This window comes from Alistipes indistinctus YIT 12060, assembly GCF_025144995.1.
In the GTDB taxonomy this organism is placed as follows: Bacteria; Bacteroidota; Bacteroidia; order Bacteroidales; family Rikenellaceae; genus Alistipes_A; species Alistipes_A indistinctus.
This window is the reverse complement of record NZ_CP102250.1, coordinates 1352182-1378142: the sequence shown is the minus strand read 5'-3', so window position 1 is coordinate 1378142 and position 25961 is coordinate 1352182. Positions and strand designations below refer to the sequence as shown.

Below are 25961 nucleotides of genomic sequence, written 5' to 3'. Positions count from 1 at the left end.
AATATCCGCTAAAAAAGTCTGAACATACTCGGAAAGTTTGTAATTTTACCCCGCTGAAAAACTGTGCATATGGACTCTAAATTTAGCATTTACAATACCCTTACCCGTAGCAAAGAGCAGTTCGTTCCGCTCAAAGCGCCTTTCGTAGGACTTTATGTCTGTGGGCCGACTGTCTACGGCGATCCGCATTTGGGACATGCCCGTCCGTCGATTACGTTTGATCTGTTGTTCCGGTACCTTCGCAGCCTCGGTTACAAAGTGCGCTATGTGCGCAACATTACCGACGTGGGGCATTTGGAGAGCGATGCCGACGAGGGAGAGGACAAGATCAGCAAGAAGGCGCGCCTTGAGCAGTTGGAGCCGATGGAGGTCGCACAATACTATACGGACCGCTACCACGATGCGATGCGTGCGCTCAATGTGCTTTCGCCGAGCATCGAGCCCCATGCTTCGGGACATATCATCGAGCAGATCGAGATGACCCGGGAGATTCTGAAAAACGGATTCGCTTATGAAAGTAACGGATCGGTCTATTTCGACGTGGAGGCATACAATCAAAAGCATCATTACGGTAAACTGTCGGGCCGCGTGCTGGATGACATGCTTTCGAATACCCGGGCGCTCGACGGTCAGGGAGATAAGCGCAATCCGTTCGATTTCGCATTGTGGAAGAAAGCTTCTCCGGAACACATCATGCGTTGGCCTTCCCCGTGGAGCGAAGGTTTTCCGGGTTGGCATATGGAGTGCTCGGCAATGAGTACGCGCTATTTGGGCGAAACGTTCGACATCCACGGCGGTGGCATGGACCTAATGTTCCCGCACCATGAGTGCGAAATCGCACAGAGCACGGCGGCATGCGGTCATGATGCGGCCCGTTATTGGATGCACAACAACATGGTTACGATCAACGGGCAGAAGATGGGTAAGTCGCTGGGCAATTTCATCACCCTTGAACAACTTACAACGGGTAATCATCCGTTGCTGCAACAGGCCTATACCCCGATGACGATCCGTTTTTTCATTCTGCAGGCACATTACCGCAGCACGCTCGATTTTTCGAACGAGGCACTACAGGCGGCTGAGAAAGGTTACGAGCGACTGATGAAGGCGATGAAGACCTTGTCCAAGCTGAAACCTTCACCCTCTTCCAGTGTCGATATTTCGGATATCGAGCCGCGTTGTCAAGCGGCGATGGATGACGACCTGAATTCACCGATCGTCATTTCCGTCCTGTTCGATGCGGTTCGGCTCATCAATCAAATTTATGACGGCCAGCAGACCATTTCGGCTACCGATCTCGATGAGTTGCGTCGGGTAATGCACCTTTATGTATTCGATATTCTCGGTTTGCGCGATGATTTGGCCGGGGACAACAACCGTTTGTTGGGGCAGTTGATCGATACGGTGCTCGATATCCGTATGCAGGCGAAGAATGCCAGGGATTGGGCCACATCCGACCGCATCCGGGATTCGCTCACATCTCTCGGCGTGAAGGTCAAGGACCGTAAGGACGGTACCGATTGGGAATTGGAGTAACCTTTTGTTACTCACCGTTTATCCCGTGAAATCTACCGATGACATTCAAAGGCCCTGTGCAGAAAATTATTTTTCTGCACAGGGCCTTTGAGTTGCATTATATTTACTAAATTTACCGAACAAACGGGAAACGATCATCCAGAATTTCTTACATCGCAAATCCCTAATCCGCTATGAAGAAGATAATAAGCCTGTTGTTCTTATGCATCGCATGTTCAGTTTCGATTTTAGCTGTAGAAAAGGAATTGACCGTCAGTACGCCTACCGGTGAGGTGTATGGAACCTTGTTGGTTCCCGAGAATGATCCGAAAAATATAGTGGTTCTACTGATTTGCGGTTCAGGACCGACGGACCGTGACGGCAACAATCCGCAGATGAAGAGCAATTCCATCCGGTATCTTGCCGAAGATTTATACGATCACGGTGTGCCCTCGCTGAGGTACGATAAGCGGGGCGTTGCCAAAAGCGCCAAGTCCGGCCCGGCAGAAAAAGATGTACGCCTCTCGACTTTTGTGGATGATGCAGGGCGATGGATCGATGTTTTGAGCCGGGACTATAAAAGCGTAATCGTCGTAGGTCATAGCGAAGGCGCGAAAATAGGCACTTTGGCGAGTATCGGTAATCCCAAGGTTTCGGGCCTGGTTTTATTGGCTGGCACCGGCAGGCCGACCGATGAGATTTTGAAAATGCAGGTCAGGCAAAATTCCCCGATGATTCTGGAGAGTGTTTCGGCAATTGTAGATACGCTTAAATTGGGTAAAACCGTAGAAAATGTACCGCAGATGCTGAATGCACTTTTCAGGCCTTCCGTACAACGGTTTTTAATCTCGGATTTTGCCGTAGATCCTGCTGCCGAGTTGCAAAAAATCGAATGCCCCGTCCTGATTATTCAGGGCGATAAGGATATTCAGGTGGGTGTCGGAGAGGCGAATTTGTTGCACGACGCCCGGCCCGCATCCAAATTGGTCGTGATTCAGGATATGAATCACGTTCTGAAGGAGTGTACGTCGACGGATATGGCTGTACAGATGGAGACGTACGTGAAACCGGATATCGGGATCAAATCTCAGGTTGCCCGGGAAATAGCCGATTTTCTCGATAAACTCTGAGTTATTCCCAAAAATCGGCTTTTGATGAAGGGGGGACCGGGCAGGGTTCAGATTTTGTGTCCCCGGATTCTTTTTGCCTGCCGGTGAACGACCAATCCTTCAAATCTCCGAGCTGTTTGTAGTTGGTCAGGTCTACTTGGATCGGTACCACTGAAATGTAACCGTGCTTGAGCGCCCATTCGTCCGTGTCTTCGGCTTCGGGTTCGGCATTGTTGAAGTAACCGATCAGCCAGTAGTAGTCTTTACCGCGCGGGTCCTGTCGTCGTTCAAACTCCTCGCGCCAGTAACCGCGGGTCTGGCGGCACGGACGGATGCCCTTGATTTGATCCGCGGGCAAATTGGGAAAATTGATGTTGAGGCAGAATGGACACTCCGGGTTTTTATGCAACACGGTCTCTACGAGCTGCGGGATGTAGCCGTTTACAGTGGTGAAATCGGCGTCCGGCGAGTGGTCGAGCAGTGACAGGCCGATCGACGGAATGTTGTAGAAACTCGCTTCGATCGCTGCCGCCATTGTTCCCGAATACAGTACGTTGACAGCCGAATTTGAACCGTGGTTTATGCCTGAGAGAATCAGTGCGGGCATCTCTTTGTTCAGCAGCAGCGAATCGAAAGCGATCTTCACGCAATCTACAGGCGTACCGCTGCAGGCATAGATTTCTACACCTTCTTCCTCTTCCACTTTGGTCAGGTAGAGCGGGCGGGTCATCGTGATGGCGTGCGACATGCCGCTTTGTCCGTTTTCGGGAGCCACTGCGATGATGCGGCCCAGGGGGCGCACCGTGTCGATCAGGTTGCGGAAGCCTTTTGCGTTTACACCGTCGTCGTTGGTGAGAAATATCAGGGGTTTTGTCATAAAGTCATTTCAAATGTGAACACAAAGATAGCAAAAACGATGCGATTTCGGGTCCGGAACGGGACGGATTTACCGGTTTGTGTGCAAAAAGAGTTGTTTTTTAAAAGGAAAGCACTACCTTTGCACTCCTAAAGTGCAGGAATCTCTTATGAGGACGCAGGAGCCCGTAATATTCCCACTCATAATTAACAAACAAAGCAATGGACAATTTAATCAAAATCGCCGAGGCCTCGATGTGGGCCGAGAAGGAGGTTCCTTCGTTCAAGAGCGGGGATACCATCACGGTAACCTACAAGATTGTCGAGGGTAACAAAGAGCGTCTCCAGAGTTTCCGCGGTACCGTGATTCAAATTAAGGGCCGTGGGGTGACCAAAATGTTTACCATCCGCAAAATTTCCGATGGAATCGGTGTAGAGCGTATTTTCCCGCTTTACTCGCCGCACATCGACAGCATCGAGGTGAACAAGCATGGTGTCGTTCGCCGTGCACGCATCTACTACCTGCGTGGTCTGACCGGTAAGAAAGCCCGTATCAAGGAGAAGAAGATGACTTCGGCAAAATAAGCCTTTATCTACGACCGGCACAATCTAATGCGCCCAGAACGGAGCAGACAAGATAAAATTTCCGGGAGTAATCATAATAATAAAGCCGACCCATAGGGTCGGCTTTATTATTGTATGAAACTCGTGGTCACCTTATTTCGATGCAGCGCAGCAATACCGGCCCGATCAGCCCCGAAGGTTGCAACGGCTCCTCTTTGTTCCAACCTTTCCAGGGCGAAAAAGTGTAGGTGCCCTGGCCGGAGTTGGGCTTGTCGGCCAATACCCAATCGGGCCAGCCGTCCGTTTCTGGAATAGTGGCGGTATTGCGGGCGTCGCCGATCAGCCGGTTGACCCACATGTTTGTGACGGCAATTTCGATACGGTTTGTGCCCGGTTGCAGAAAGTCGCTTATTTCCAATTGGAATGGAGACGCCCACAGCAATCCCGCTTTGTGTCCGTTGATCTTCACTTCGGCCAGGTTACGTACCGTCCCCAAATCGAGGACGACGCGGCGCTGCGGTTTGTTCCATCCTTTGGGCAGCAAGAATGTACGCGAATAGGTTGCGGTGCCGGAAAAATAACGCACTCCCTCTTCCGGGCTTTCACTCAGCGATGCGAGCGTATTGAGCCGTATCGAATCGGGCGCGCCCAGATCGGCAGGGAAGTTTACTTGCCAATTATCGCTCAGATCGACCGGTGCCGGAACATCCCGCACGGTTTCTGTTTGTATTTTACCGTTTGTCAAGTTAAGCGTGGCGGTTGCCGGTTCCCGGAAAAACAGTCGTACCCGGTCGTTTCCCACCCGGGCGGAAACTGTCGGGGCTTCTTCATCCGCAGGTGCGGCAATGGTCATATCCAGTACGTGTGGCGCAACCTTTTTATTCGGAACGAATACTACAAAAAGTGACTCATACGGTTGTAGGGTCATCGTCACCACGGTACCTGCCGTTTCTTTGCGCCAGACAGCAGCCGGTATTGTTGTTCCATCCTGTGCATTCCAGTATTCGGGGGATTTGTCTTCCGAGACCCGGAATTTTCCGTTGAAATGAATCGTGCGCGTGCTGTCGTTGTAAAGGAAATAGATGTCGGTGTCTCCTACGCAGCGGTGGATACCGTAAACTTTTTCGGGCAGTTCCGTATCGGGTTGGATATTCAGTGTTGTCAGGATGGTTACCGGATCGTTCGAACGGATGATTCGCCCTTTCCCGACACTCTGGATCAGGCCTGTATCGGAGTCTCCCCAGATTTTCCGGACCATCTCCGCATATTCCGTATCGTTGTCCGACAGAGAAGGAGATCCCAGTGGAGGCAGTCCGGCTACGGCCGCTCCGTCTTGGAGCAGTTGGTAGATTTTGTTGAGAGTAGGCAGTGTCAGGTAGCGATCGGGACCCAGCGATAAGACGGCATAGGTTGCGCCCGAGGGTGCCGTTATCCGGCCGTTTTTGACCTGCACCAGCTCCCGGAGATCGTCGACACAACAGAAATCGTAGTTGTATCCGGCAGTCAGCAATTGCAGGTCGGTGGGGTAGTTATTCGGGGCCGATTCGCCCGAGAGCACTAGCAGGTCCGCTACCGGCGTGCCCTGCTGAAGCAGGAATTGCGACCGGTTGATGTAATCGACCCAACCGTTTCCGTAAGGCCACCAGGTGTTTGCACGGGAGAGGTGCGATCCGTGTTGGGCAAGCGTCCATCCCGGGCGTACATTCAGGTAGGGTTGGTGTACGTAGGAGTGCATCACCAGTTGGGTGACGCCGTGGATCCATGCCCGGTCCCCGTAAATTTTGAGTTGTGCCGGATCCTGCTGCCAGCGTCCTTCTACCGGACCTGCGGTAAAGGATTCGGCCCCGACGCGTGCTTTGCCGTGGAAATGAGCGGCCGAGCCGGGCATTCTCGAGATGGATGTCCCGCTGCCCACCCAAAACTCCCCGGTCGGGATATCCGCATTGCGTGCGCACCGCAGGTAATCGAACGGCCCGAAATAGGATTCGGTGATGGACAACAATCCGTTGCGATGACACAATTCAGTGAAATAGTCGTAATAGTTTTCAGCGAATAATTCAGAAATCGTACGCTGAAAGTCGAATAGGAACCGGGCGCTCTGTTGCGGCGTTCCTACGACGAAGCCGATTACGGCCGGAAGATAAGGTTTCAGGTCGTATCCTCTCCGTTTGAGGAATTCTTCGTCGAAACCTTCCGTCCAATTTTGGCCGCCGGCCTCGTAACTGTCGATAATGGCGTATTTCAGTGCTCCGGTAGGTTTCAGTTGCGCCTCGATGCGGGCCATCATGCCGGGCCAGTGGGCATCGAGTCCGCGGCGGTTCAATTTGTCACACTCCAGTCCGGTGTAGTGCGACGGACCGTTCGTCTTACCTGTGGTGGTGTGCCCGATGCGCAGGATCGTCCATTTGCCTTGCGGCAAAGTACAGTCGAGCGTTCCGTCGGGGGCGAGGTCCGCAGTCAGGTCAATGACCCGGACCGGGTCGATACCCGGCGAGGTGTAAGCCGGATCGAAAGGTTTGTAGGAGTAGCTGTCTTCCATCGTCGAATTGCGGGTGTCGACGTCGTTGACCATCGGCGAGGCCAGCAACCGTATCTCGTTGAGTTGCACGTTGGCCGGTTTCATCCAGTAGCGATAAGGACGGTAGTTGAACGTCACCCGGAAAAAACGGGCGTTGCGTGCGCCGTCGTTCAGCGGAATGCATTTGGGCAGCCGCATATCGGTGCGGATGCGGTAATCGAAATTCCCGACTTCGCGAAAATGTTTGCCGTCGGCCGATGCTTCGATCGTTCCTTTCACGAAGAGATGTACTTCGCCGAAACTCAGTTCGATGAATTGAGGCGAATATGGCGTGTCGTAGCTAAGTGTCACTACGGCGCTCGACCCCTCTTTGGCGATCGGCAGCCGGATGAAAGAGGTGTAGTCCCCATCTGTGATGTTGCTGAGGCTGTCTTCTTTGAAATCGGCTTTGAGTTGAGGTGTGTCGTGCCGGTTTACATCGGGGAAGGCCAGTACGGCGATGTCGCGGTAATAGCCGTGCCGGGTTTCGGGCTGGGGCAATACGATTTTTTGGCGTTTGCCGCCGGAGGCATGGCTTTCCGATGAGACGATCATCTGCATCGACTCTTCGGGCCGGATCCACGGACCGCCTGACAGCGACCAGCCCGGACAGTTGTGTACACCCAGTGTCAGCCCGAGCCGCGAGGCTTCCTTGCCGGCGTATTGCACGAGGTCGAGCCATTCGGGACTCAGGATTTCAGGATAATCTCCGGGAGGACACGGACTGGATGAAGTGGCGAAGATGTGTGCTCCGCTGTATCCGATCTGTTTCATGGCTTCGAGGTCGGCTTGGATACCCTCTTTGGTGACGAACAGGCTCGTCCAATGCCACCAGGTTTGGGCTTTCCCCGCTTGCGGAGGATCCGTAAAGCCGTTTCGTAGCGATGGGGATGACGGTGCGGCCGGGCTGCAGACGGCCCAACTGAGCATCACGCATAACAGCCCGATCTTTTTCACGGGCTGCAAATTTCGGGAGAGTTTGCACATACAGTTTTAGATTAACGAAGTATAAAGATAGGGATAAATTCCGGTTTTACGGAATCCTGCTATATCCGGAGGAATACAGGTGACAAGCGGTTGCCGCGCTTTGCTCCCGATAACAAATACCCTGTCCTGCAACAAAAAGACGAGGTTTGGGTAAACAGGGATAGTTTGTTATCTTTGACTGAGAAATAACGGTCGCGGTATGGTTATTAAAATATTGCTTATCATTTCGATCATCCTGCAGTTGGGTGCGGCTTCGGTGGCCATCGGGATGATCCAAAAGACTAAGTATAACCTCTCTTGGATGCTCTTTACGGTGGCTCTGACAGGGCTGGCCTGCCTGCGTTTCGGCGAGTACGTCCAGATGACGCATATGGAAGAGCTGCATCTGCCGCAGGAATTTTTCGTTTGGTTGGGTATCATTACCTCGCTCTGTTTCGCCGGAGGTATCCTGATTGTTAACAAAATCTTCAATTACATTGCCCGCACCGAGAGCCAGCGCCGCATTTCCGAGCGCCGGATCCTCAATACCGTATTGCGTACCGAGGAAAAAGAGCGGCAGCGCTTTTCGAAGGACTTGCACGACGGTTTGGGACCGTTGCTTTCGTCGGCCAAAATGTCCGTTTCGGCGTTGAATTCGGCGGATATGAGCGAGCAGAATAAGGAGATTATCCGCAATGTCAACTACGTCGTGGATGAGGCGATCCGCAGCCTCCGCGAGATTTCCGCAAACCTGAGTCCTCATGTGCTGAATGACTTCGGTCTGTCTCGGGCCATTTCGAACTTTATCAATAAATTGCCGCGCGGCGAAATGCGGATAGTGTTTGAAACAAACCTTAAAAACGAGCGGTTCGATACCGATATTGAGGTGATCCTTTACAGGGTGGTATGCGAATTGATCAATAATAGCTTGAAGCATTCCGGGGCCGCCCGGGTGGATTTGTCGTTGCATTATCAGCAGGGACAGATTCGGATTCGGTATAAAGACAATGGCTGCGGATTTGATCCTGACAAGGTCGGGCAAAAAGGTATGGGCATCTCGAATATCTTTTCGAGGATCAGTTCGTTGAAGGGGGAAGTTTCAATCGACAGCTCTCCGGGAGCCGGTATGCGGGCGGCTGTTGACATTCATATTTGATCGGATTAGGAGAGGAACTATTATTTATGGCAAAAGAATGTAAAATAGTGGTTGTCGACGACCATACGCTGTTCCGCAACGGACTTCGGACGCTTTTGGACGGCATCGAAGGTTTTTCGGTGATCGGGGAAGCGTCCAACGGTGTGGAATTGTTGGAATTATTACCCGGCATAGAACCCGACGTGATTTTGCTCGATATCGAAATGCCAAAAATGAACGGTATCGTAACGGCGGAGGAGGCGTTGAAGCGTTATCCAGATCTGAAAATCATCACACTTTCGATGTATGGCGACGAGGATTATTATTTCAAAATGGTTTCGCTCGGCGTGAAAGGGTTCATCCTGAAAAATTCCGAGATCAAGGAGGTTGCTGCGGCTATTGAAACCGTTGTGGGCGGCGGTAGCTATTTTTCACAGGAGCTGCTGTTCAATTTGGTGAGCAATCTCAAGTCTACTCCCTCGTCGGTTCCGGAAGACAGTCCAGAGGAGCTCTCGCAACGGGAATCCGAAATTTTGTTGCACATCTGCCGGGGCGAATCGAACAGTGAAATCGCCGATTCGCTGTTTATCTCCAAACGTACGGTCGATAAGCACCGTTCCAACATCCTCGCTAAAACCGGCTGCAAGAATACGGCTAACCTGGTCGTTTATGCGATCAAGAACAATCTGGTCGAGATCTGACCCTGGAGAATAGCTGCAAGTACATTTCTGCCACTGGGAACATTGCAACAGTAACATCGTTCGGAATCATATCATAATAAAAGGCGGACCGTTAGGTTCGCCTTTGTTTGACCAGAGTTGATTGTTCGGTTCCCCGGATCAAAACCGTACGCCCATCGTCAGCGTTACGGTATGCCGGTTTTGCTGATAGTCAATAGTGCCGGATTGGATCGGGAACTGCATGCCCGCTTCGTTGTAATAGAAAATATCGTCGCCGAGGTATTTGTAGTCGGTGTAAATATAGGTCAGATCGAGATACGCATGACCGAAACGGTACCCCAGGCCGGCCGAATAATTCTGGTACGATTTGATCGTCGGATAGTTCGCAGAAGTGGAATACACATTCGTTTTGGTGCAATCTCCATACGAGGCGTACCCGGCGCGGAGATAAAAGTTCTGCAACGGGGTCAGCTCCAAGCCGGCGCGGAAGTTGTTAGCAGCCTTATACATATCTCCGATCATGTTTTTCGTGTCTTCTTCCACGTTCCAGTAACCCGTGTTTCTTAGTCGCATGCCGTTGTACCACACCCGTTCGTAATCGACGCTGATCAGGCCGACTTTAGGCAAGGTGTAGGAGATGCCGGTCAACAACCGGGTCGGGGTATTGATGTTGTAATTGTTGATCGCGAACGGCGAATCGATCAGCCCCTGCGGAGAGGTGCCCTTGTAATCGGCACCCAGCAGCTCGATATACTCTTCTTCCATACTGATGAATGTCGGAGTGTGAACCGCCACGCCGATACGCAGGTTCGGCACCGGCCGTACGATCGCGCCGAACTTGAAGTTTACGCCTGTTCCGCTCAGTCTCTGCCGCTGCACGTAGTTCATACGTTGCAGGTTGTATTCGTTGTTGTTGTAGGTTTCCGTGTAATTGTTCTCGCTGCGCAGGTAGACGTCCTGCACGCCGATGGTCAAACCCACGTAAAGGATATTGTTGAAATTGAATCCCCCGGAGAAATCATACTCACCGATACTTCCGGTCGTGATCCGGCGCATGGCCGGGTTGACCGTAGCGGTTTCCGACAGTGCGCCTTTACGGTCCGGGTACTGGGCCGAAGGGCCGAACGGGGAATACTGTTTGTCGTTGATCGGTTCGAGTAAATGGGCCTGGTAAGCGAGGCCGCCGCCCCACTGGTCGATGCGCAAACTTTGGCGGAACGGCCGGTAGGGGTCGTCCGTATTGAAAATGCTTACCGGAACCCCGTTCATTCGTTCTGCGAAAATCTCCGTGATCGAACTGCCGATACCCTGGTTATAGGCGAACGAAGTATTGTTGAAATCCGCAAGTTTTGAATATCCGATGCCGAAGGTCATACTCGTCAGAGCTCCGCTGCCCTGATAGAGGTTGAATGCGGCGGCCAGGTTGCCTACCGAAAACTGGGTTTTCGAATCGCTGGCGCTGAATCCTCCGTAGTTACTCTTCATGGTTGAGGAGGTGACTGACGGCGAGAACCCGACATCGGAACTCTGGTACATGCCCAAGCCCGCCGGGTTGATCGCCATCGAAGCCAGATCGGCGCCGAGTGAAGTGAACGCTCCGCCCAATGCTGCGCTTCGCGCCGTGCCGAACGAATAGTTGTACTGCGACAACTTCAGCATCGCTTCCGGACTCGGAGTCTGAGCCATAGCGGAGGCCGATACCAAAGCGGCTCCGGCCGTTAGTGCAAATATTTTGAAGGTTCTCATAATATCCAATACGTTAGTGCATGTAATTCGTTGGTCATGTGAGGTTACAATACGATTTCAGGTGCAGGTCGCTTAAGCATGTTTAACGTCGGTAACTTCCTCCGCCACCGGAATATCCACCGCCTCCGCCACCGCCGGAAACGCCTCCGCCACCACCGGCACTGCCACTGGAGAAACCTCCTCCGCTCGGCATACTGCCGCTCGAATAACTGCCGCGGTTGCTGTTATTGTAGGAATTGTTATATGAGTTGCTGTTACTTCTGCGGTAGGTGCCACTATTACTGTTGTTGTAAGATGGAGAAACCGTTACGCCGCCCGTTGTGGTACCCGACGATCCTCTGCGGTAGGAAGTTCCTCCGCTGGTTGTCGGATTCGAGCCCGAAGGACGATAGCTCGGGGAAGAGGTCGTGGAGCTTCCGCCGCGCCGGTAGCTTCCGCCGCCGTAACCTGCACCGGAGCCGGTGTTCGGATAATATCCGGTCGAAGGGCTGTAACTGCTGTTACCCGGTTTGCCGTACACGACGTTCCGCGGAGTGTGGTAGTGGCCGCCGCCACCCCAGTAAGGCGGGTAGTAACCCGGACCACCCCAGCCCCAATAGTTGTTCCATCCCCAGTAATTGTTCCAACCCCAGTTCCATCCCCACGAGGGACCGTAGTAGGGTGGATAATACCAACTGTAATAAGGATTTCCCCATCTCCAGTTCCAGTTGTTCCAGCCCCAATAGGGCGATCCCCATCCCCAACCGAGATTGAAGTTGAGGTTGACCGAGCTGGTCGATCCCCATGTGCCGAAGAGCGACGAGATATATTTGGGTTCGACCCATACTTCGTCGCCCATGACCATAACGTTGTAGACCGCCGGGTCATAAGCCGATGCGTAGTTTATCGCCTTGATCTGCGTATTATCCGGTACCGTACTGTTTACTTTGTAGGATGAAGAGGAGAAGCCTTTGAGTCTCCGTTCGTAAGAGTCCTGGTAATTATCCGAGAGTACGCTTTGATAGGAAGTGGACTCAGAACCACTTCTCTGGGCCTGATTCACTTGGTATGCCGCTTTTGCGGCCTCCTCCTGACGGCGCAGTTCCGCTTCGCGAGCGGCCAGCGCTCGTTCCCGGCGTTGCAGGTCGGAATTGGCGATAGCCCTTGTATCGTGAGTCGAATACAGGTCGTCAGAGGAAGAAGAAGATGAAAACAGAGCCGCACTGCATCCGGACAAGGCCATGACCGCTGCGATCATTCCCCCCATTGCCCATATGGATTTGTTGGTTTTCATGGTTGTAGGTTTTGCCTGTTTCTACTTTATATATATAACGAAAATCGTACCGGAAAAGTTATCCGATTCTGAGCCTAAATTACTATTGTCGTTCCGTTATAGCGTTTTAGTGTTTTATTCAAGATGATTATTCGGTTTGCGGCGTTGCACGGCCAAAGCGTTGCAGTTCTTTCGGAACGAATAAAAACGCATACTCCATACTAAGCCAAAGGTATTCAATTTTTACGAATTTGCGAAAAATACAGTACCTTTGCGTTTATTCTTCGGGATTGATTATTATTAAACGAAACAGAACGAAATAAAATTATGGCAAAAGAGCTGAAAGAGTTGACCTCTCGGGAAGAGAACTACTCGCAGTGGTATAACGATTTGGTGGTAAAAGCGGGTCTGGCCGAAGGGTCTGCCGTCCGGGGGTGCATGGTGATCAAACCTTACGGTTACGCGATTTGGGAGAAGATGCAACGCCAACTGGACACGATGTTCAAGGAGACCGGCCATGAAAATGCCTATTTCCCGTTGTTTATCCCCAAGTCCTTTTTCAGCAAGGAGGCCCACCATGTGGAGGGCTTTGCCAAAGAGTGCGCGGTAGTGACGCATTATCGCCTGAAGAATGATCCGGACGGCAAAGGCGTCGTGGTCGATCCCGATGCGAAACTGGAAGAGGAGCTGATCGTGCGCCCGACTTCCGAAACGATTATCTGGAATACCTATAAAAATTGGATACAATCTTACCGCGACCTGCCGATTCTGTGTAACCAGTGGGCCAATGTCGTGCGCTGGGAAATGCGTACGCGCCTGTTCTTGCGTACGGCCGAATTCCTGTGGCAAGAGGGGCATACCGCGCATGAAACGCGTGAGGAGGCGATCGCCGAAGCCCAAAAGATGATTCGTGTCTATGCCGATTTTGCCGAACAGTGGCTGGCCGTTCCCGTCATTGTCGGGCACAAGAGCGACAGCGAACGTTTCGCGGGAGCCGAGGATACCCTGACGATCGAGGCGTTGATGCAGGACGGCAAAGCTTTGCAGAGCGGTACATCGCATTTCCTCGGACAGAACTTCGCCAAAGCGTTCGATGTGCAGTTCACGAACCGGGAAGGTAAACTGGATTACGTTTGGGCGACTTCCTGGGGCGTATCGACCCGCCTGATGGGTGCGTTGATTATGGCTCACTCCGATAACAATGGTCTGGTGCTGCCGCCGAAGCTGGCGCCCATCCAAGTGGTGATGATTCCGATCTATAAGGGTGCGGAGGAACTGGCGAAGATTACAGCACGGCTCGATGAGATCGCTGCCGGTCTGAAGGCGAAAGGGATCAGTGTGAAGATCGATGCGCGGGATAATGTTCGTAGCGGCTTTAAGTTCGCCGAATATGAACTCAAGGGGGTTCCGGTCCGTTTGGCTATGGGGCCCCGTGATCTGGCAGGAGATACCATTGAGATCGTCCGCCGCGATACGCTTGCGAAAGAGACCGTTTCTCAGGAGGGTATCGTCGATAGGATTGAGAAATTACTGGTCGATATTCAGGACGGGATCTACAACAAGGCATTGAAATTCCGTGAAGAAATGACCACCCGTGTGGATACTTACGATGAATTCAAGCGCGTGCTCGACGAGAAGGGTGGCTTTATCCTTGCCCATTGGGACGGCACCCCTGAAACCGAGGAACAAATCAAGGCCGAAACCAAGGCAACGATCCGTTGTATTCCTGTCGATGCTCCCGAAGAGGACGGCGTCTGCATCATCAGCGGTAAGCCTTCGAAACGTCGGGTGCTTTTTGCACGGTCGTATTGATTTGTGAAGGTTGAGTTGAAGCGACAGTTTTTTAGATGGAATAGAGCGGTCCGGCATTGCAATGCCGGACCGCTCTTCCTTCCAGTATGGTTTTCTATGGGGTTCCCCTGTTCTCTCAGGTTATAGTTTTTTCGAATTGTTTGGAGAGGATAGATGTGGGGATGGAGGTAAGGTGGCAGGTCTGAGAAAACGTTCTTGTCACCGGGATCACCGGATTCTGACCGGTGGAGCCAGCGGGGTGAATCCCTCTTCTGCCGCGGCTTTTGCGTGTGAAGTCAGTACGGCCGGCGTGTTGAAACGGTCGTAATCTTTGTCGATGAACTCCTGCATGGAAAAGCTCGTTCCGGCGATCTCCACAATACGCTTAACGATCGCTACCCGGCTCGGCGCATTGAAATAGAGTCGGTTGTCATTCATGCAGCTGATCGGTTCGGGGCGCCACACTCCCTCTGCGAATAAGGCGCCGCCTTCGATAGTCGATACGATGTGGTAGTCGCTCTGGTATTGGGGAAGGGTGAAAATAAAATTCCACGGACATTTGCTGTGCAGTGGAGTCAGCGAGACATTCTGGTCGTAGCCCCGGTCCTGCCATTCGATGATCTCCAGCAGGGCGTCGGGATCGTTGTTGATATTCCCCGAATTGCTGTTGTAGTATTCGTCGGCCAATCGTCCGAACCCGTGGCCGCCCGCTTCATGTACCACGACATTCCCGAACCGGGTGAGTTGGCTGGTACCGCTGCTTAGTGCGATATAGGCGATCGAACGCCCGTCGCTGTACGAGTAAGTCGTGCCGGCGTATTGCACGTAATTCGAAATCACGATTACAACCGTTTGCTTCAGTTCGGTGGCGGTTATTCCCTGTGCTTTCTTCGCGTAGTCGAACACTTTGTCGTCCTTGCCCGACATTCCCGTGCTGCTGCCGCCGTCCAGCGTTACGCCGAATATCGTGTTTGTCTTCGTGCTGGCGTTTTTGAGGGTCGCTCCCCGTTCTTCGGAATAGGCCGTTACCGTCTGTACCCTGAAATAGGCACTGTAAGTTTTGAAAGGTTCGACGCTGAATAATGCGTCGATCGCCCGGTTGGCTGCCTGGTCGAATGCTCCTCCGGTGGCGTAATCCTCTTCGAGAAATCCGTCCCCGGTAATGACGATGTTGACGGGTTTTAGTCCCGAAGTGCATTCTTTTGCGATACGAACGGTTCCGTCGGTATCCGGGTCAACTGCCGGGTCTTTCCCGCAGGATGTTGCTAGGATTATCAGCCCGAGCAGGGGTGTGACAGACTTCAGTAAGCAAAAGGAGCGGTAAAGGTGTCTCATTTTGTATTTGTTTGTAGTTGCTCGTCTCGTTTCATTACTATTTCGCCCAGGTCACGGTTGAACCGTTCGTAGGTCTGCGGGTCGATCGTTCCCGGATAGGTCATGATGACCAACCGGGCGTTTTGATGTTCTGTCTCGATGTCGCGGTAACGGTGCAGCGGGTGGATGTAGGGATTGACGACAAAGCCGAGTCGTTGATAAAACCGCAGCCGCCGGGTTGAAATTTCATCCACTACTTCGTCGATTTCGAGGATAATCGTTTTGCCGGCGGTTTTTTGCAGGGCTTCGAGAATGCGACTGCCCCAGCCGCCTCCCCGCAGGTCGGAATTGATCGCGTAATGTTCGATGTAGAGATAGTCGTCGAAATCCCAATAACCGATAAATCCTACCAGTGTTTCACCATCCAGATATACGTCGAGGTGGAACCGGTCGGCTTTGAACGCGGTGATCTGGTGGTCCAAGGTACGCTGCTCGCACAGGGGAAAACTGTTTTGGTATAAATGCCATACCTCGCCGAAGCGCGGATGGTGAATATCGGAGATCCGGATGATTTGCATGATACGATAATAGTTGCACTCCCGACAAAGATAAGAAATTTATTTACTCATCTTCGGGTTCGTGCAACTCCCGTTCCAGAAGATTGCGCCAGGCGTCGTCCGTGTGTTTTACGAAAGGATTGCTATCTTTACTGCGTAAAAAACCAATGATGAAACTCTTTTCCTGTTTTTACCCGGTGGTGTTTGTCGCAGCCGTCCTGTGGACCGGCTGTGCAGCGCAAAAACACCATACGGAGGTCGTAATCGTTTCCACGAACGACATCCATGCCGCCATCGACCGCATGCCTGCTTTGGCTACATTGGTCGAGCGTACCCGTGCGGTTAACCCGAACGTTTTGGTGCTCGATGCGGGTGATAAATGGACGGGCAACCCGTACGTCGATTTGAATAAGGAGGTCGGTTTGCCGATCGTCGCTTTGCTGGATTCCATCGGTTACGATCTTTCCACGGTCGGCAACCATGGCTTCGATCACGGTGTGGCGTTGTTGGGGGAGCGTATCCGTCATGCCAGGTTCGAGACTGTATTGGCGAATGTGATCTCCGATACGGCTTGCTTCCCGGCATTGCCGGCTTATAGTTTTCGGACGGTCGACGGGGTGAAACTCGGTTTTCTCGGGTTGCTCGACACGTCGCGGGGAGGGTATCCCGATGGGCGACTGGAGAATTTCAGCGGAGTAGGATTTTCCGACCCACTGCGCACTGCATTACGTTATAGAAATCTCAAGGATAGCTGCGACCTGCTGGTCGGCTTGACTCATTTGGGAGTCGATTTGGATTCGACCCTGGCCGAACAGATGCCGCAGCTGAGGCTGATTGTAGGGGGGCATTCGCATACTGTGCTCGCTGGCGGGGGCAAGTCCGTTAATGGAGTGCTGATTACACAAACCGGCAAGGGTTTGCAATATGCCGGGATTACCCGGTTGAAATTCCGCAACCGCCGCCTGATCGGAATCGAGAACCATCTGGTTCCGCTCGATACGATTTCGCCCGACCCGAAGATTGCGGCTTTGGTCAGGCAGTATGAGCAGGCTCCCGAACTCCTCCGCCGGGTCGGTGAAACGACAGTGCCGATGGATAAAGTCGCTTTGCTGAATTTGCAGGTCGATGCGATTCTCGCCCGGACCCAAACCGATTTCGCTTTTTACAATTGGAACGGGATGCGGATCGATACCCATGCTGCAGCTCCCTTTACAGTCGCCGATGTTTTTGCTATGGAGCCCTTCGGCAGCGTGTTATACCAGTTGCCGATGAGATTGTCCGATTTGCGGGAATTGATCCTGAATAAGTTCAATTATAACGGTAAGGAAGGGCATACGGTCGATATTTACCCTGCCGGAGGCACGTACACCATCGTTACGAATGTCGAGAAACAGGGTGTGGATGTGCTGTTTTTCGATCGCGACGGGCGGCAATTGACGGACGAAACCCGCGTATTTCAGGTGACGCTTCCGGATTACCTGCATTCGACCTATGTGTTTCCGCTGCGGGGCAGCGGCCGTGCGTTGGATTTGAAAGTGACCGATTTGCTGATGGATTACCTTTCCGGTCACCGTCCGCTTCCGGTCGATACCGCTATGCGGGTCAGTATCCGGCCGGTTCAGTAGCGTGACGCCGGATTGATATAGTCGGCGGCGTTGTTCCGGTCGACGAGCGGCATCTCTGTGATATACTCCTTTTGAGCGGGCTGTGTTCCCTGTATAGTCAGGGTATTTGCAATATCCACGCATTGCTCGATGCTCTCCGGGGAGTAAACGGTGGTCGCCAGATTGAGGCCAGCCGTCGTGTGAATTAAAAGCAGGAAAGTTTGCGAGCCGCCGCAACCGACCACAGTTTTCACGGTCGTGTTTTCCGCTTCCTGCAGGGCGGTTAGTACTCCTATCGCCACATCGTCGTCCATGGCATAAACCGCACCGATTTGAGCTCCGTCTGCGGCCGCCAGCGCTTCTTCCATCGCTTTCTTGCCTGCAGCCTGTGTGTAGGCTTTGCTGGTAACTTCCATAACAGGAGTCGTCAGTTGTGCTTTGCAGCCTTCCGCCCTCGTTGTGCCGACGGGCGAGTCTTGTACCTGTATGATCAGTGTCGCGGTCGCGGGATCGGGCAGATGGGTGCGTATGAACTCTCCTGCCGCTTTGCCCGCCGCAGCATTATTTCCTGAAATCCGGCAGGTATAGTCTACGGGTATATTGCAATCGAACAGGATGATGTCTATGCCCATGTCGATGTATTTCTGGATCGAGTCGACGGATTGTCCCAGATCGGATAGGATAATCGCTTTGCAGGCCTCTTGCTGCAAGGTCGGATAGGCCATTGCGGTTAGTTGGATCTGTTGTTGCGAGGCGGAGTCTGCATTCGCGAGGAAATAGGGTTGTTGCAGGCTAGACGCCTGCGTGACGGCATAATAGGTTGCGGTGTGCCACCAACTGTTGCCGGCGGATGAAAGCGCCAGTCCGATCCGGGTCGTATTGACTTCTTCCCCTTTCAGGCAACCGGTTGTTAGGGTCAATCCTACCAGAGATATGGTGGCGATATAGTTGAGTAGATGTTTCATGGCAAATTATCGGAGTAGCTTTCTGGCAATTGTTTCAATGCCGTAAAGATAGAAATTTGCCCGGATAAAATGCGTATCGGGGTCAAAATGGGGGTGTCTGTCGTATCGGTAAATTCTTCATGGGCGTTAATTATTATAGAAAGAGCTTCCTGTGCACAGGAAGCTCTTGGGGTACATTTGATCCGAATAGCTATTTGTCGATAATGGTCGGTTCTGGTAGCGGTAAGAAGTTGTAAGGCACGATTTGTTCGGCACGCGTACCGGTGTTGGCGTTCGCGCGATCGTAGTCTTTATTGACGAAATCTTTCCAATTTATAGTTTCGCCGGCCGATTCTTTCAGCTGCTTGACGATGGCATAACGACTTGCAGCATCGTAATAAAAGCGGTTGTCGTTCATGCAACTGATGGATTCGGATCTCCATATCCCTTTGTTGTGCGAACGAGCTCCTTCATACAGGCCCACTGCGCTGTAATAAGCATTGCATTCCGGGGCCCTGAAGATGAAACTCCATGGGCAGGTCTCTTTTTGACCGGTAACGTCCACATTGAGGTACCAGCCGAGGCTTTGGTATTGCAAGGTCTGTTGCACTTTGGCTGACGTTATGGTCGAAGCGCGGGTATAGCAATCCGCTAAATGGCCGATGGCATGGCCCCCGACTTCGTGTACGAAGACGTTTTCAAAGCCTTGCATTGTTCCTGTTGCCCCCGGTGACAGGCATACGAAACCGGTTGTACGTTTGCTCTGCGAGTAATAATTGACAGTTCCGTTGTAATGGGAGACATTCATCAGTATAATTAAAGCACAATTTTCATCGGTGGTGCCGTCAGGCAGACTGGGCCGGATAATGTCCCAAGCATCGTCCAATGTTTTGCCTGGTTGTCCGGGATAGGAATCATCATACAGGCCACACCATGCGGAAGAAGAGATATTGTCGTACATTGTGCCGAATTTGGTGTCTTTTAATGTGCTGCAAGGCGTTTCCGTGCCGCCCGATTTGTCGGAAATGCCCGATTCGTTGGAGATGGCAGCTACCCGCCAGATTCGTAGATAGGGGCGGTATGTTTTGTATGGTTCGACATTTGTGAACAGACTCTCTATTGCCCGAACCGATACCTGATCCCAATGTCCTCCCGGTTTCATGTCATCGGCCGTGAAGCCGTCACCGCTTACGATAATTGTGAATGCATCGCTACTGCCATTGGTATTGTCTTGGTACAAGCGGGCCTCGCCATCTGTCCATGTACCTGCGGCGGCGGATCCTGTGGTAAAAGAAAATGTTTCACTGGGATCCGATTTTTCTCCGAACATGTCCCAAGAAGTCACTCTCCAATAATATTTGGTCTCGGGTGTGAGTGTTTTTGAACCGTCTGCATATCCCGTAGATTTGATTCCTTGGCTTGCCCCGACGGTTGTCCATGTTTCTTGATCGGTTGAGTACTCTAATATGTATGTGAGTTTGTCTCCATCCGGATCAACGGCTTCTTTCCATACAAAGCGGAGTTCCGTGCTCACATCCGTAGCATTGTTCGTCGGATAGACAGCGGCTGTCGTAGCCGCCGGTTTCTGGTTGGCGGGGGTCGGCAGGGTGACTTTCACCGTTGCAGAACCGCTGTTGGTCATGATTGTAACATTAATGACGGAACTGACAGCCCTATATCCTAGGTCATTGAATTTGAATGATAACTGTCCGCTTCCGGTCCCTTCTGCAGGGGTGACATTCAGCCAAGGAGAATTGTGGGTAGCTTTCCATGATACACCCGCAGGGACGGTTAATTGGACACTGGAAGCATTCGTGGCGTTCAATGTGATTTCCTCGTTATCGACCGAGAGTGTCGGCGTAGGATCGTCAGACGGATTGTCTTTGCTGCAGCTTGCCAGCCCTCCCGCGAGGCATGCAGCCATCAACACATAGTAAAAAGTTTTCATACTTGTGTAAGGTTTTGGATTAGATGATTAGGTGAATGGCAGGAGAGCCGACAACAATAATAAGAAAAAAATGGAGACAATGTTCCGTTGATATAATTATTTATGTTAAAGTGCTGAAAAAGAGATATTAAACGTTAATTGAAGTTGCTAAATCGGCGTGTTTGTTTGTAAGGCGCTGTTAATCAGGGTGTCATGCATTCTGGGCTCAAAAAATAACGAAAAGGTAAAAAAAAAATGATCCGAAAGTTTGGAGAGAAAGAAAAAGTCGCTACATTTGCACCCGCTAAACGGAAGTAACGTGGTTTAGCAATGAGTTCTTGCCAAAAGAAAAGTTGAAAAAATCAGCAGAAAGATTTGGAATTTAAGATTTCTTCCGTATCTTTGCAGTCCGTTTCGCTCTGATTTTTCAGGGCGGTTTTGCGGAGAGATTCAGCTTTATTTTAGCACACCAATCAGGTTCTTTGAATTACTGGATTTGTTTGAGAAAAACAAGAGAAATGTAGTATTTATCTATCAATTCCAAATTTGAGTACACTCAAATAAGGCTTAAATAGTCAGGACTCTAATAATCTATTAGTTTTCTACAATGGAGAGTTTGATCCTGGCTCAGGATAAACGCTAGCGGCAGGCCTAACACATGCAAGTCGAGGGGCAGCGGGTGGAGTATTTCGGTACTCCTGCCGGCGACCGGCGCACGGGTGCGTAACGCGTATGCAACCTACCTTTAACAGGGGGATAATCCGAAGAAATTTGGTCTAATACCCCATAATATCATTTAAGGCATCTTAGATGGTTGAAAATTCCGATGGTTAGAGATGGGCATGCGTTGTATTAGCTAGTTGGTGAGGTAACGGCTCACCAAGGCTACGATACATAGGGGGACTGAGAGGTTTTCCCCCCACACTGGTACTGAGACACGGACCAGACTCCTACGGGAGGCAGCAGTGAGGAATATTGGTCAATGGACGCAAGTCTGAACCAGCCATGCCGCGTGCAGGATGAAGGTGCTATGCATTGTAAACTGCTTTTGTACGAGGGTAAATGCAGGTACGTGTACCTGTTTGAAAGTATCGTACGAATAAGGGTCGGCTAACTCCGTGCCAGCAGCCGCGGTAATACGGAGGACCCGAGCGTTATCCGGATTTATTGGGTTTAAAGGGTGCGTAGGCGGATTAGTAAGTTAGAGGTGAAAGCTCGATGCTCAACATCGAAATTGCCTCTGATACTGTTAGTCTAGAGTATAGTTGCGGAAGGCGGAATGTGTGGTGTAGCGGTGAAATGCTTAGATATCACACAGAACACCGATTGCGAAGGCAGCTTTCCAAGCTATTACTGACGCTGATGCACGAAAGCGTGGGGAGCGAACAGGATTAGATACCCTGGTAGTCCACGCCGTAAACGATGATAACTCGTTGCAGGCGATACACAGTCTGTGACTTAGCGAAAGCGTTAAGTTATCCACCTGGGGAGTACGTTCGCAAGAATGAAACTCAAAGGAATTGACGGGGGCCCGCACAAGCGGAGGAACATGTGGTTTAATTCGATGATACGCGAGGAACCTTACCCGGGCTTGAAAGTTAGCGACGGATCCTGAAAGGGGTCTTCTCTTCGGAGCGCGAAACTAGGTGCTGCATGGTTGTCGTCAGCTCGTGCCGTGAGGTGTCGGGTTAAGTCCCATAACGAGCGCAACCCCTACTGTTAGTTACCAGCACGTCAAGGTGGGCACTCTAGCAGGACTGCCGGTGTAAGCCGAGAGGAAGGTGGGGATGACGTCAAATCAGCACGGCCCTTACGTCCGGGGCGACACACGTGTTACAATGGTCGGTACAGAGGGTCGCTACCCCGTGAGGGGATGCCAATCTCGAAAGCCGATCTCAGTTCGGATTGGAGGCTGAAACTCGCCTCCATGAAGTTGGATTCGCTAGTAATCGCGCATCAGCCATGGCGCGGTGAATACGTTCCCGGGCCTTGTACACACCGCCCGTCAAGCCATGGGAGTTGGGGGTGCCTGAAGTACGTGACCGCAAGGAGCGTCCTAGGGCAAAACCGATGACTGGGGCTAAGTCGTAACAAGGTAGCCGTACCGGAAGGTGCGGCTGGAACACCTCCTTTCTGGAGAGTATGATTATTTAAGAGATGGATTTTACTCCATATGCTCCTGTTTTTCTCAACGCCAGTAATTTTTATGTTATAATGTAAGTCCCAGGACGTACACAACAGTCCCGTAGCTCAGTTGGTTAGAGCACTACACTGATAATGTAGGGGTCAGCGGTTCAAGTCCGCTCGGGACTACATCAAGAGATTGGGGAATTAGCTCAGTTGGCTAGAGCACCTGCTTTGCAAGCAGGGGGTCAAGGGTTCGACTCCCTTATTCTCCACGAAAAAATCTTGAGTCATTGGTCAGTTTAGCAATAATCGGGCCGCTCAGGAAAAGTTCTTTGACAGATTTAAGGATGAGAAAGGGGGTTCCCCCGGGCGGTAACGAGCCGGTTTGGGGGGACACAAGAGAAGAAAGTAAGCAAGGGCGTACGGAGGATGCCTAGGCTTCTGGAGGCGAAGAAGGACGTGTTAAGCTGCGATAAGCTCCGGTGATTGGCAAAAACGAGTTAATCCGGAGATTTCCGAATGGGGCAACCCGGCAGGCAGAAGGCCTGTCACACCGAGAGGTGGGCAAACCCGCTGAACTGAAACATCTAAGTAGGCGGAGGAGGAGAAAGAAACATCGATTTCCTGAGTAGTGGCGAGCGAAAGGGAAACAGCCCAAACCTGTTTTGTTACGGCAGAGCAGGGGTTATAGGACTGCGACAACTCAATACCAACGAACGAGAATTAACTGGAAAGTTATACCATAGAGGGTGAAAGTCCCGTATTGGTAAGTTTGGTAAGCGGTAGCAGTATCCTGAGTATGGCGGGACACGAGGAATCCTGTCAGAATTCGCGGGGACCACCCCGTAAGGCTAAATACTCCCAGAAGACCGATAGTGGACCAGTACCGTGAGGGAAAGGTGAAAAGTACCCCGAACAGGGGAGTGAAAAAGACCCTGAAACCGTACGCTTACAACCTGTCGGAGCGGCTTCGTGCCGTGACGGCGTGCCTTTTGCATAATGAGCCTACGAGTTACTAATCACTAGCGAGGTTAAGGGCCATGAGGTCCGGAGCCGAAGCGAAAGCGAGTCTGAATAGGGCGTATAGTTAGTGGTTGTAGACGCGAAACCTTGCGATCTACCCATGAGCAGGATGAAGGTTGGGTAATACCAACTGGAGGTCCGAACCAGTTGACGTTGAAAAGTCTTTGGATGACTTGTGGGTAGGGGTGAAAGGCTAATCAAGCTGGGAAATAGCTCGTACTCCCCGAAATGCTTTTAGGAGCAGCGTTGAAATAATCTACTGGAGGTAGAGCTACTGATTGGATGCGGGGGCTTCACCGCCTACCAAATCCTGACAAACTCCGAATGCCAGTAGTATGATTTTCAGCAGTGAGCCGTCGGGTGCTAATGTCCGGCGACAAAAGAGGAACAACTCAGACCATCAGCTAAGGCCCCCAAACATACACTAAGTTGAACTAACGATGTGCGACTGCAGCGACAGCTAGGATGTTAGCTTGGAAGCAGCTATTCATTTAAAGAGTGCGTAACAGCTCACTAGTCGAGCGGTTGTGCGTGGATAATAAACGGGCATCAAGTGTATTGCCGAAGCTATGGGATCGAAAGATCGGTAGGGGAGCATTCCATCGACGCAGAAGCCGGATCGTAAGGTCCGGTGGAGTTTATGGAAAAGCAAATGTAGGCATAAGTAACGATAAGGCGGGAGAGTAACCCGCCCACCGCAAGACCAAGGTTTCCTGATCAACGTTAATCGGATCAGGGTTAGTCGGGACCTAAGGGTAAGCCGAAAGGTGATCTCGATGGACAATCGGTTAATATTCCGATACTAGCATATACTGCGACGGAGGGACGGAGAAGCGTAAGCTACGCGAACAGACGGAATTGTTCGTTAAAGGGTGTAGGTATATCGAGGAGTTAATAGCTTTTTGATGCTGAAACCTGACAGTACCAAGCGGCTACGGCCAATTGGATAGTTAGCCCAAGCAAGCTTCCGAGAAAAACTTCTAAGCTTCAGGTATATGGTACCCGTACCGTAAACCGACACAGGTGGTCGAGGAGAGTATCCTAAGGTGCTTGAGTGAATCACGGATAAGGAACTAGGCAAATTAACCCCGTAACTTCGGGATAAGGGGTCCCCACGCCAGTGGGGCGCAGCGAAGAGGTCCAGGCAACTGTTTAACAAAAACACAGGGCTCTGCTAATTCGAAAGAAGAAGTATAGGGCCTGACACCTGCCCGGTGCTGGAAGGTTAAGAGGGGATGTTATCGCAAGAGAAGCATTGAATCGAAGCCCCAGTAAACGGCGGCCGTAACTATAACGGTCCTAAGGTAGCGAAATTCCTTGTCGGGTAAGTTCCGACCTGCACGAATGGTGTAATGATCTGGACACTGTCTCGTCCGTGAGCTCAGTGAAATTGTAGTCCCGGTGAAGATGCCGGGTACCCGCAACGGGACGAAAAGACCCCGTGAACCTTTACTATAGCTTAACGCTGAATTTGGGTGCATGATGTGTAGGATAGGCAGGAGACTATGAAGCGGTGCCGCCAGGTATCGTGGAGTCGACGTTGAAATACTGCCCTTTATGTATTTGAATTCTAACCCCGTGAGGGGGACACCGTTTGGTGGGTAGTTTGACTGGGGTGGTCGCCTCCAAAAGCGTAACGGAGGCTTCCCAAGGTACCCTCAGCACGATTGGTAACCGTGCGCAGAGTGCAATAGCATAAGGGTGCTTGACTGTGAGACATACAAGTCGACCAGGTGCGAAAGCAGGGTATAGTGATCCGGTGGTTCTGTGTGGACTGGCCATCGCTCAAAGGATAAAAGGTACTCCGGGGATAACAGGCTGATCGCCGCCAAGAGCTCATATCGACGCGGCGGTTTGGCACCTCGATGTCGGCTCGTCACATCCTGGGGCTGGAGAAGGTCCCAAGGGTTCGGCTGTTCGCCGATTAAAGTGGCACGCGAGCTGGGTTCAGAACGTCGTGAGACAGTTCGGTCTCTATCTGTTGCGGGCGTAGGAAATTTGAGGGGTCCTGACCTTAGTACGAGAGGACCGGGTTGGACGAACCTCTGGTGTATCAGTTATGCCGCCAGGTGTACTGCTGAGTAGCCATGTTCGGATTGGATAAGTGCTGAAAGCATCTAAGCACGAAGCCTTCCCCAAGATGAGATTTCCCTTGAGGGTCGTAGGAGACTACTACGTTGATAGGCCACAGGTGTATAGGCAGTGATGTCACAGCCGAGTGGTACTAATTGCCCGAAAGGCTTTCTTCCAAGAGGGCCCTTTTCTCATCCTGAATCGTCAAATACCGTTAGCGGT

15 protein-coding genes, 2 tRNA genes and 2 rRNA genes are annotated in these 25961 nt (G+C 51.7%); 11 read left to right on the top strand and 8 right to left on the bottom strand.

Going from position 1 to position 25961, the window contains the following annotated elements; translation table 11 throughout:
• Positions 1 to 69 precede the first annotated feature (69 nt).
• Together cysS and NQ495_RS05855 are read left to right on the top strand one after the other, a co-directional pair.
• Positions 70 to 1536 (top strand): cysteine--tRNA ligase, encoded by a 1467-nt coding sequence (gene cysS, locus NQ495_RS05860; RefSeq protein WP_009133885.1) that lies wholly within the window; start codon positions 70 to 72, stop codon positions 1534 to 1536.
• 173 nt (positions 1537 to 1709) lie between these two features.
• Entirely contained in the window at positions 1710 to 2645 is a 936-nt protein-coding gene (locus tag NQ495_RS05855) for an alpha/beta hydrolase (protein WP_009133886.1), read from the top strand.
• Position 2646: 1 nt separating this feature from the next.
• Here the strand turns inward: NQ495_RS05855 and surE are convergent, their stop codons facing one another.
• Positions 2647 to 3501 carry a 5'/3'-nucleotidase SurE gene (gene surE, locus NQ495_RS05850; RefSeq protein ID WP_009133887.1) on the bottom strand — a complete coding sequence of 285 codons (855 nt, stop codon included), beginning with the start codon at positions 3499 to 3501 and terminating at the stop codon, positions 2647 to 2649.
• Between the two features lie 200 nt (positions 3502 to 3701).
• Here surE and rplS point away from each other — a divergent pair, with 200 nt between their 5' ends.
• The gene (rplS, locus tag NQ495_RS05845) at positions 3702 to 4064 is read left to right on the top strand and encodes a 50S ribosomal protein L19 (RefSeq protein WP_009133888.1); all 363 of its coding nucleotides are present in this window, start codon (positions 3702 to 3704) and stop codon (positions 4062 to 4064) included.
• Between the two features lie 127 nt (positions 4065 to 4191).
• Here rplS and NQ495_RS05840 read toward each other — a convergent pair whose 3' ends face one another.
• Complete coding sequence (locus NQ495_RS05840) at positions 4192 to 7557, bottom strand: glycosyl hydrolase (protein WP_187118322.1); 3366 nt, start codon at positions 7555 to 7557, stop codon at positions 4192 to 4194.
• Positions 7558 to 7786: 229 nt separating this feature from the next.
• Here NQ495_RS05840 and NQ495_RS05835 point away from each other — a divergent pair, with 229 nt between their 5' ends.
• Both NQ495_RS05835 and NQ495_RS05830 read left to right on the top strand, forming a co-directional pair.
• Entirely contained in the window at positions 7787 to 8722 is a 936-nt protein-coding gene (locus tag NQ495_RS05835) for a sensor histidine kinase (protein ID WP_009133890.1), read from the top strand.
• Between the two features lie 26 nt (positions 8723 to 8748).
• Positions 8749 to 9402 carry a response regulator gene (locus NQ495_RS05830; protein WP_040294197.1) on the top strand — a complete coding sequence of 218 codons (654 nt, stop codon included), beginning with the start codon at positions 8749 to 8751 and terminating at the stop codon, positions 9400 to 9402.
• Positions 9403 to 9540: 138 nt separating this feature from the next.
• Here the strand turns inward: NQ495_RS05830 and NQ495_RS05825 are convergent, their stop codons facing one another.
• A complete protein-coding gene (locus tag NQ495_RS05825; protein WP_009133892.1) occupies positions 9541 to 11127 on the bottom strand; it encodes a hypothetical protein in 1587 nt (528 codons plus the stop codon).
• 82 nt (positions 11128 to 11209) lie between these two features.
• The gene (locus NQ495_RS05820) at positions 11210 to 12400 is read right to left on the bottom strand and encodes a hypothetical protein (protein ID WP_050807972.1); all 1191 of its coding nucleotides are present in this window, start codon (positions 12398 to 12400) and stop codon (positions 11210 to 11212) included.
• Between the two features lie 306 nt (positions 12401 to 12706).
• Between NQ495_RS05820 and proS the strand changes: the two genes are divergently transcribed.
• Complete coding sequence (proS, locus tag NQ495_RS05815) at positions 12707 to 14191, top strand: proline--tRNA ligase (RefSeq protein WP_009133894.1); 1485 nt, start codon at positions 12707 to 12709, stop codon at positions 14189 to 14191.
• 207 nt (positions 14192 to 14398) lie between these two features.
• On the opposite strand, the gene NQ495_RS05810 is transcribed toward proS, so the two are convergent.
• Positions 14399 to 15505: a M64 family metallopeptidase gene (locus tag NQ495_RS05810; protein ID WP_009133895.1), complete on the bottom strand. Its 1107-nt coding sequence runs from the start codon at positions 15503 to 15505 to the stop codon at positions 14399 to 14401.
• Entirely contained in the window at positions 15502 to 16062 is a 561-nt protein-coding gene (locus tag NQ495_RS05805) for a GNAT family N-acetyltransferase (RefSeq protein ID WP_009133896.1), read from the bottom strand. Before NQ495_RS05805 ends, NQ495_RS05810 begins: the two co-directional genes overlap by 4 nt.
• Positions 16063 to 16208: 146 nt before the next feature.
• Here NQ495_RS05805 and NQ495_RS05800 point away from each other — a divergent pair, with 146 nt between their 5' ends.
• Positions 16209 to 17666, top strand: coding sequence for a bifunctional metallophosphatase/5'-nucleotidase (locus NQ495_RS05800; RefSeq protein WP_009133897.1), 1458 nt, complete (start codon positions 16209 to 16211; stop codon positions 17664 to 17666).
• Here NQ495_RS05800 and NQ495_RS05795 read toward each other — a convergent pair.
• A complete protein-coding gene (locus NQ495_RS05795; RefSeq protein ID WP_009133898.1) occupies positions 17660 to 18610 on the bottom strand; it encodes a substrate-binding domain-containing protein in 951 nt (316 codons plus the stop codon). The genes NQ495_RS05800 and NQ495_RS05795 overlap by 7 nt on opposite strands.
• A gap of 190 nt (positions 18611 to 18800) precedes the next feature.
• Entirely contained in the window at positions 18801 to 20537 is a 1737-nt protein-coding gene (locus NQ495_RS05790; protein WP_009133899.1) for a M64 family metallopeptidase, read from the bottom strand.
• A gap of 583 nt (positions 20538 to 21120) precedes the next feature.
• On the opposite strand from NQ495_RS05790, the gene NQ495_RS05785 reads away from it, so the two are divergent.
• The 4 genes from NQ495_RS05785 (at position 21121) to NQ495_RS05770 (ending at position 25915) form a co-directional block, all read left to right on the top strand.
• Positions 21121 to 22649, top strand: a 16S ribosomal RNA gene (locus NQ495_RS05785).
• Positions 22650 to 22755: 106 nt separating this feature from the next.
• Positions 22756 to 22829, top strand: a tRNA-Ile gene (locus NQ495_RS05780).
• A 12-nt stretch (positions 22830 to 22841) separates the two neighbouring features.
• Positions 22842 to 22915: transfer RNA gene (locus NQ495_RS05775), tRNA-Ala, on the top strand.
• Between the two features lie 130 nt (positions 22916 to 23045).
• A 23S ribosomal RNA gene (locus NQ495_RS05770) occupies positions 23046 to 25915 on the top strand.
• Together the 16S and 23S rRNA genes with 2 tRNA genes alongside form the textbook arrangement of a ribosomal RNA operon.
• Positions 25916 to 25961: the final 46 nt, after the last annotated feature.

Excerpts from the sequence above, each read along its gene's own strand:
- NQ495_RS05835 (WP_009133890.1), top strand. The coding sequence starts at position 7,787 with ATGGTTATTAAAATATTGCTTATCATTTCGATCATCCTGCAGTTGGGT.
- NQ495_RS05805 (WP_009133896.1), bottom strand. The coding sequence starts at position 16,062 with ATGCAAATCATCCGGATCTCCGATATTCACCATCCGCGCTTCGGCGAG.
- NQ495_RS05810 (WP_009133895.1), bottom strand. The coding sequence starts at position 15,505 with ATGAGACACCTTTACCGCTCCTTTTGCTTACTGAAGTCTGTCACACCC.
- NQ495_RS05825 (WP_009133892.1), bottom strand. The coding sequence starts at position 11,127 with ATGAGAACCTTCAAAATATTTGCACTAACGGCCGGAGCCGCTTTGGTA.
- NQ495_RS05820 (WP_050807972.1), bottom strand. The coding sequence starts at position 12,400 with ATGAAAACCAACAAATCCATATGGGCAATGGGGGGAATGATCGCAGCG.
- NQ495_RS05800 (WP_009133897.1), top strand. The coding sequence starts at position 16,209 with ATGATGAAACTCTTTTCCTGTTTTTACCCGGTGGTGTTTGTCGCAGCC.
- cysS (WP_009133885.1), top strand. The coding sequence starts at position 70 with ATGGACTCTAAATTTAGCATTTACAATACCCTTACCCGTAGCAAAGAG.
- NQ495_RS05855 (WP_009133886.1), top strand. The coding sequence starts at position 1,710 with ATGAAGAAGATAATAAGCCTGTTGTTCTTATGCATCGCATGTTCAGTT.
- NQ495_RS05795 (WP_009133898.1), bottom strand. The coding sequence starts at position 18,610 with ATGAAACATCTACTCAACTATATCGCCACCATATCTCTGGTAGGATTG.
- NQ495_RS05830 (WP_040294197.1), top strand. The coding sequence starts at position 8,749 with ATGGCAAAAGAATGTAAAATAGTGGTTGTCGACGACCATACGCTGTTC.
- proS (WP_009133894.1), top strand. The coding sequence starts at position 12,707 with ATGGCAAAAGAGCTGAAAGAGTTGACCTCTCGGGAAGAGAACTACTCG.
- surE (WP_009133887.1), bottom strand. The coding sequence starts at position 3,501 with ATGACAAAACCCCTGATATTTCTCACCAACGACGACGGTGTAAACGCA.
- NQ495_RS05790 (WP_009133899.1), bottom strand. The coding sequence starts at position 20,537 with ATGAAAACTTTTTACTATGTGTTGATGGCTGCATGCCTCGCGGGAGGG.
- rplS (WP_009133888.1), top strand. The coding sequence starts at position 3,702 with ATGGACAATTTAATCAAAATCGCCGAGGCCTCGATGTGGGCCGAGAAG.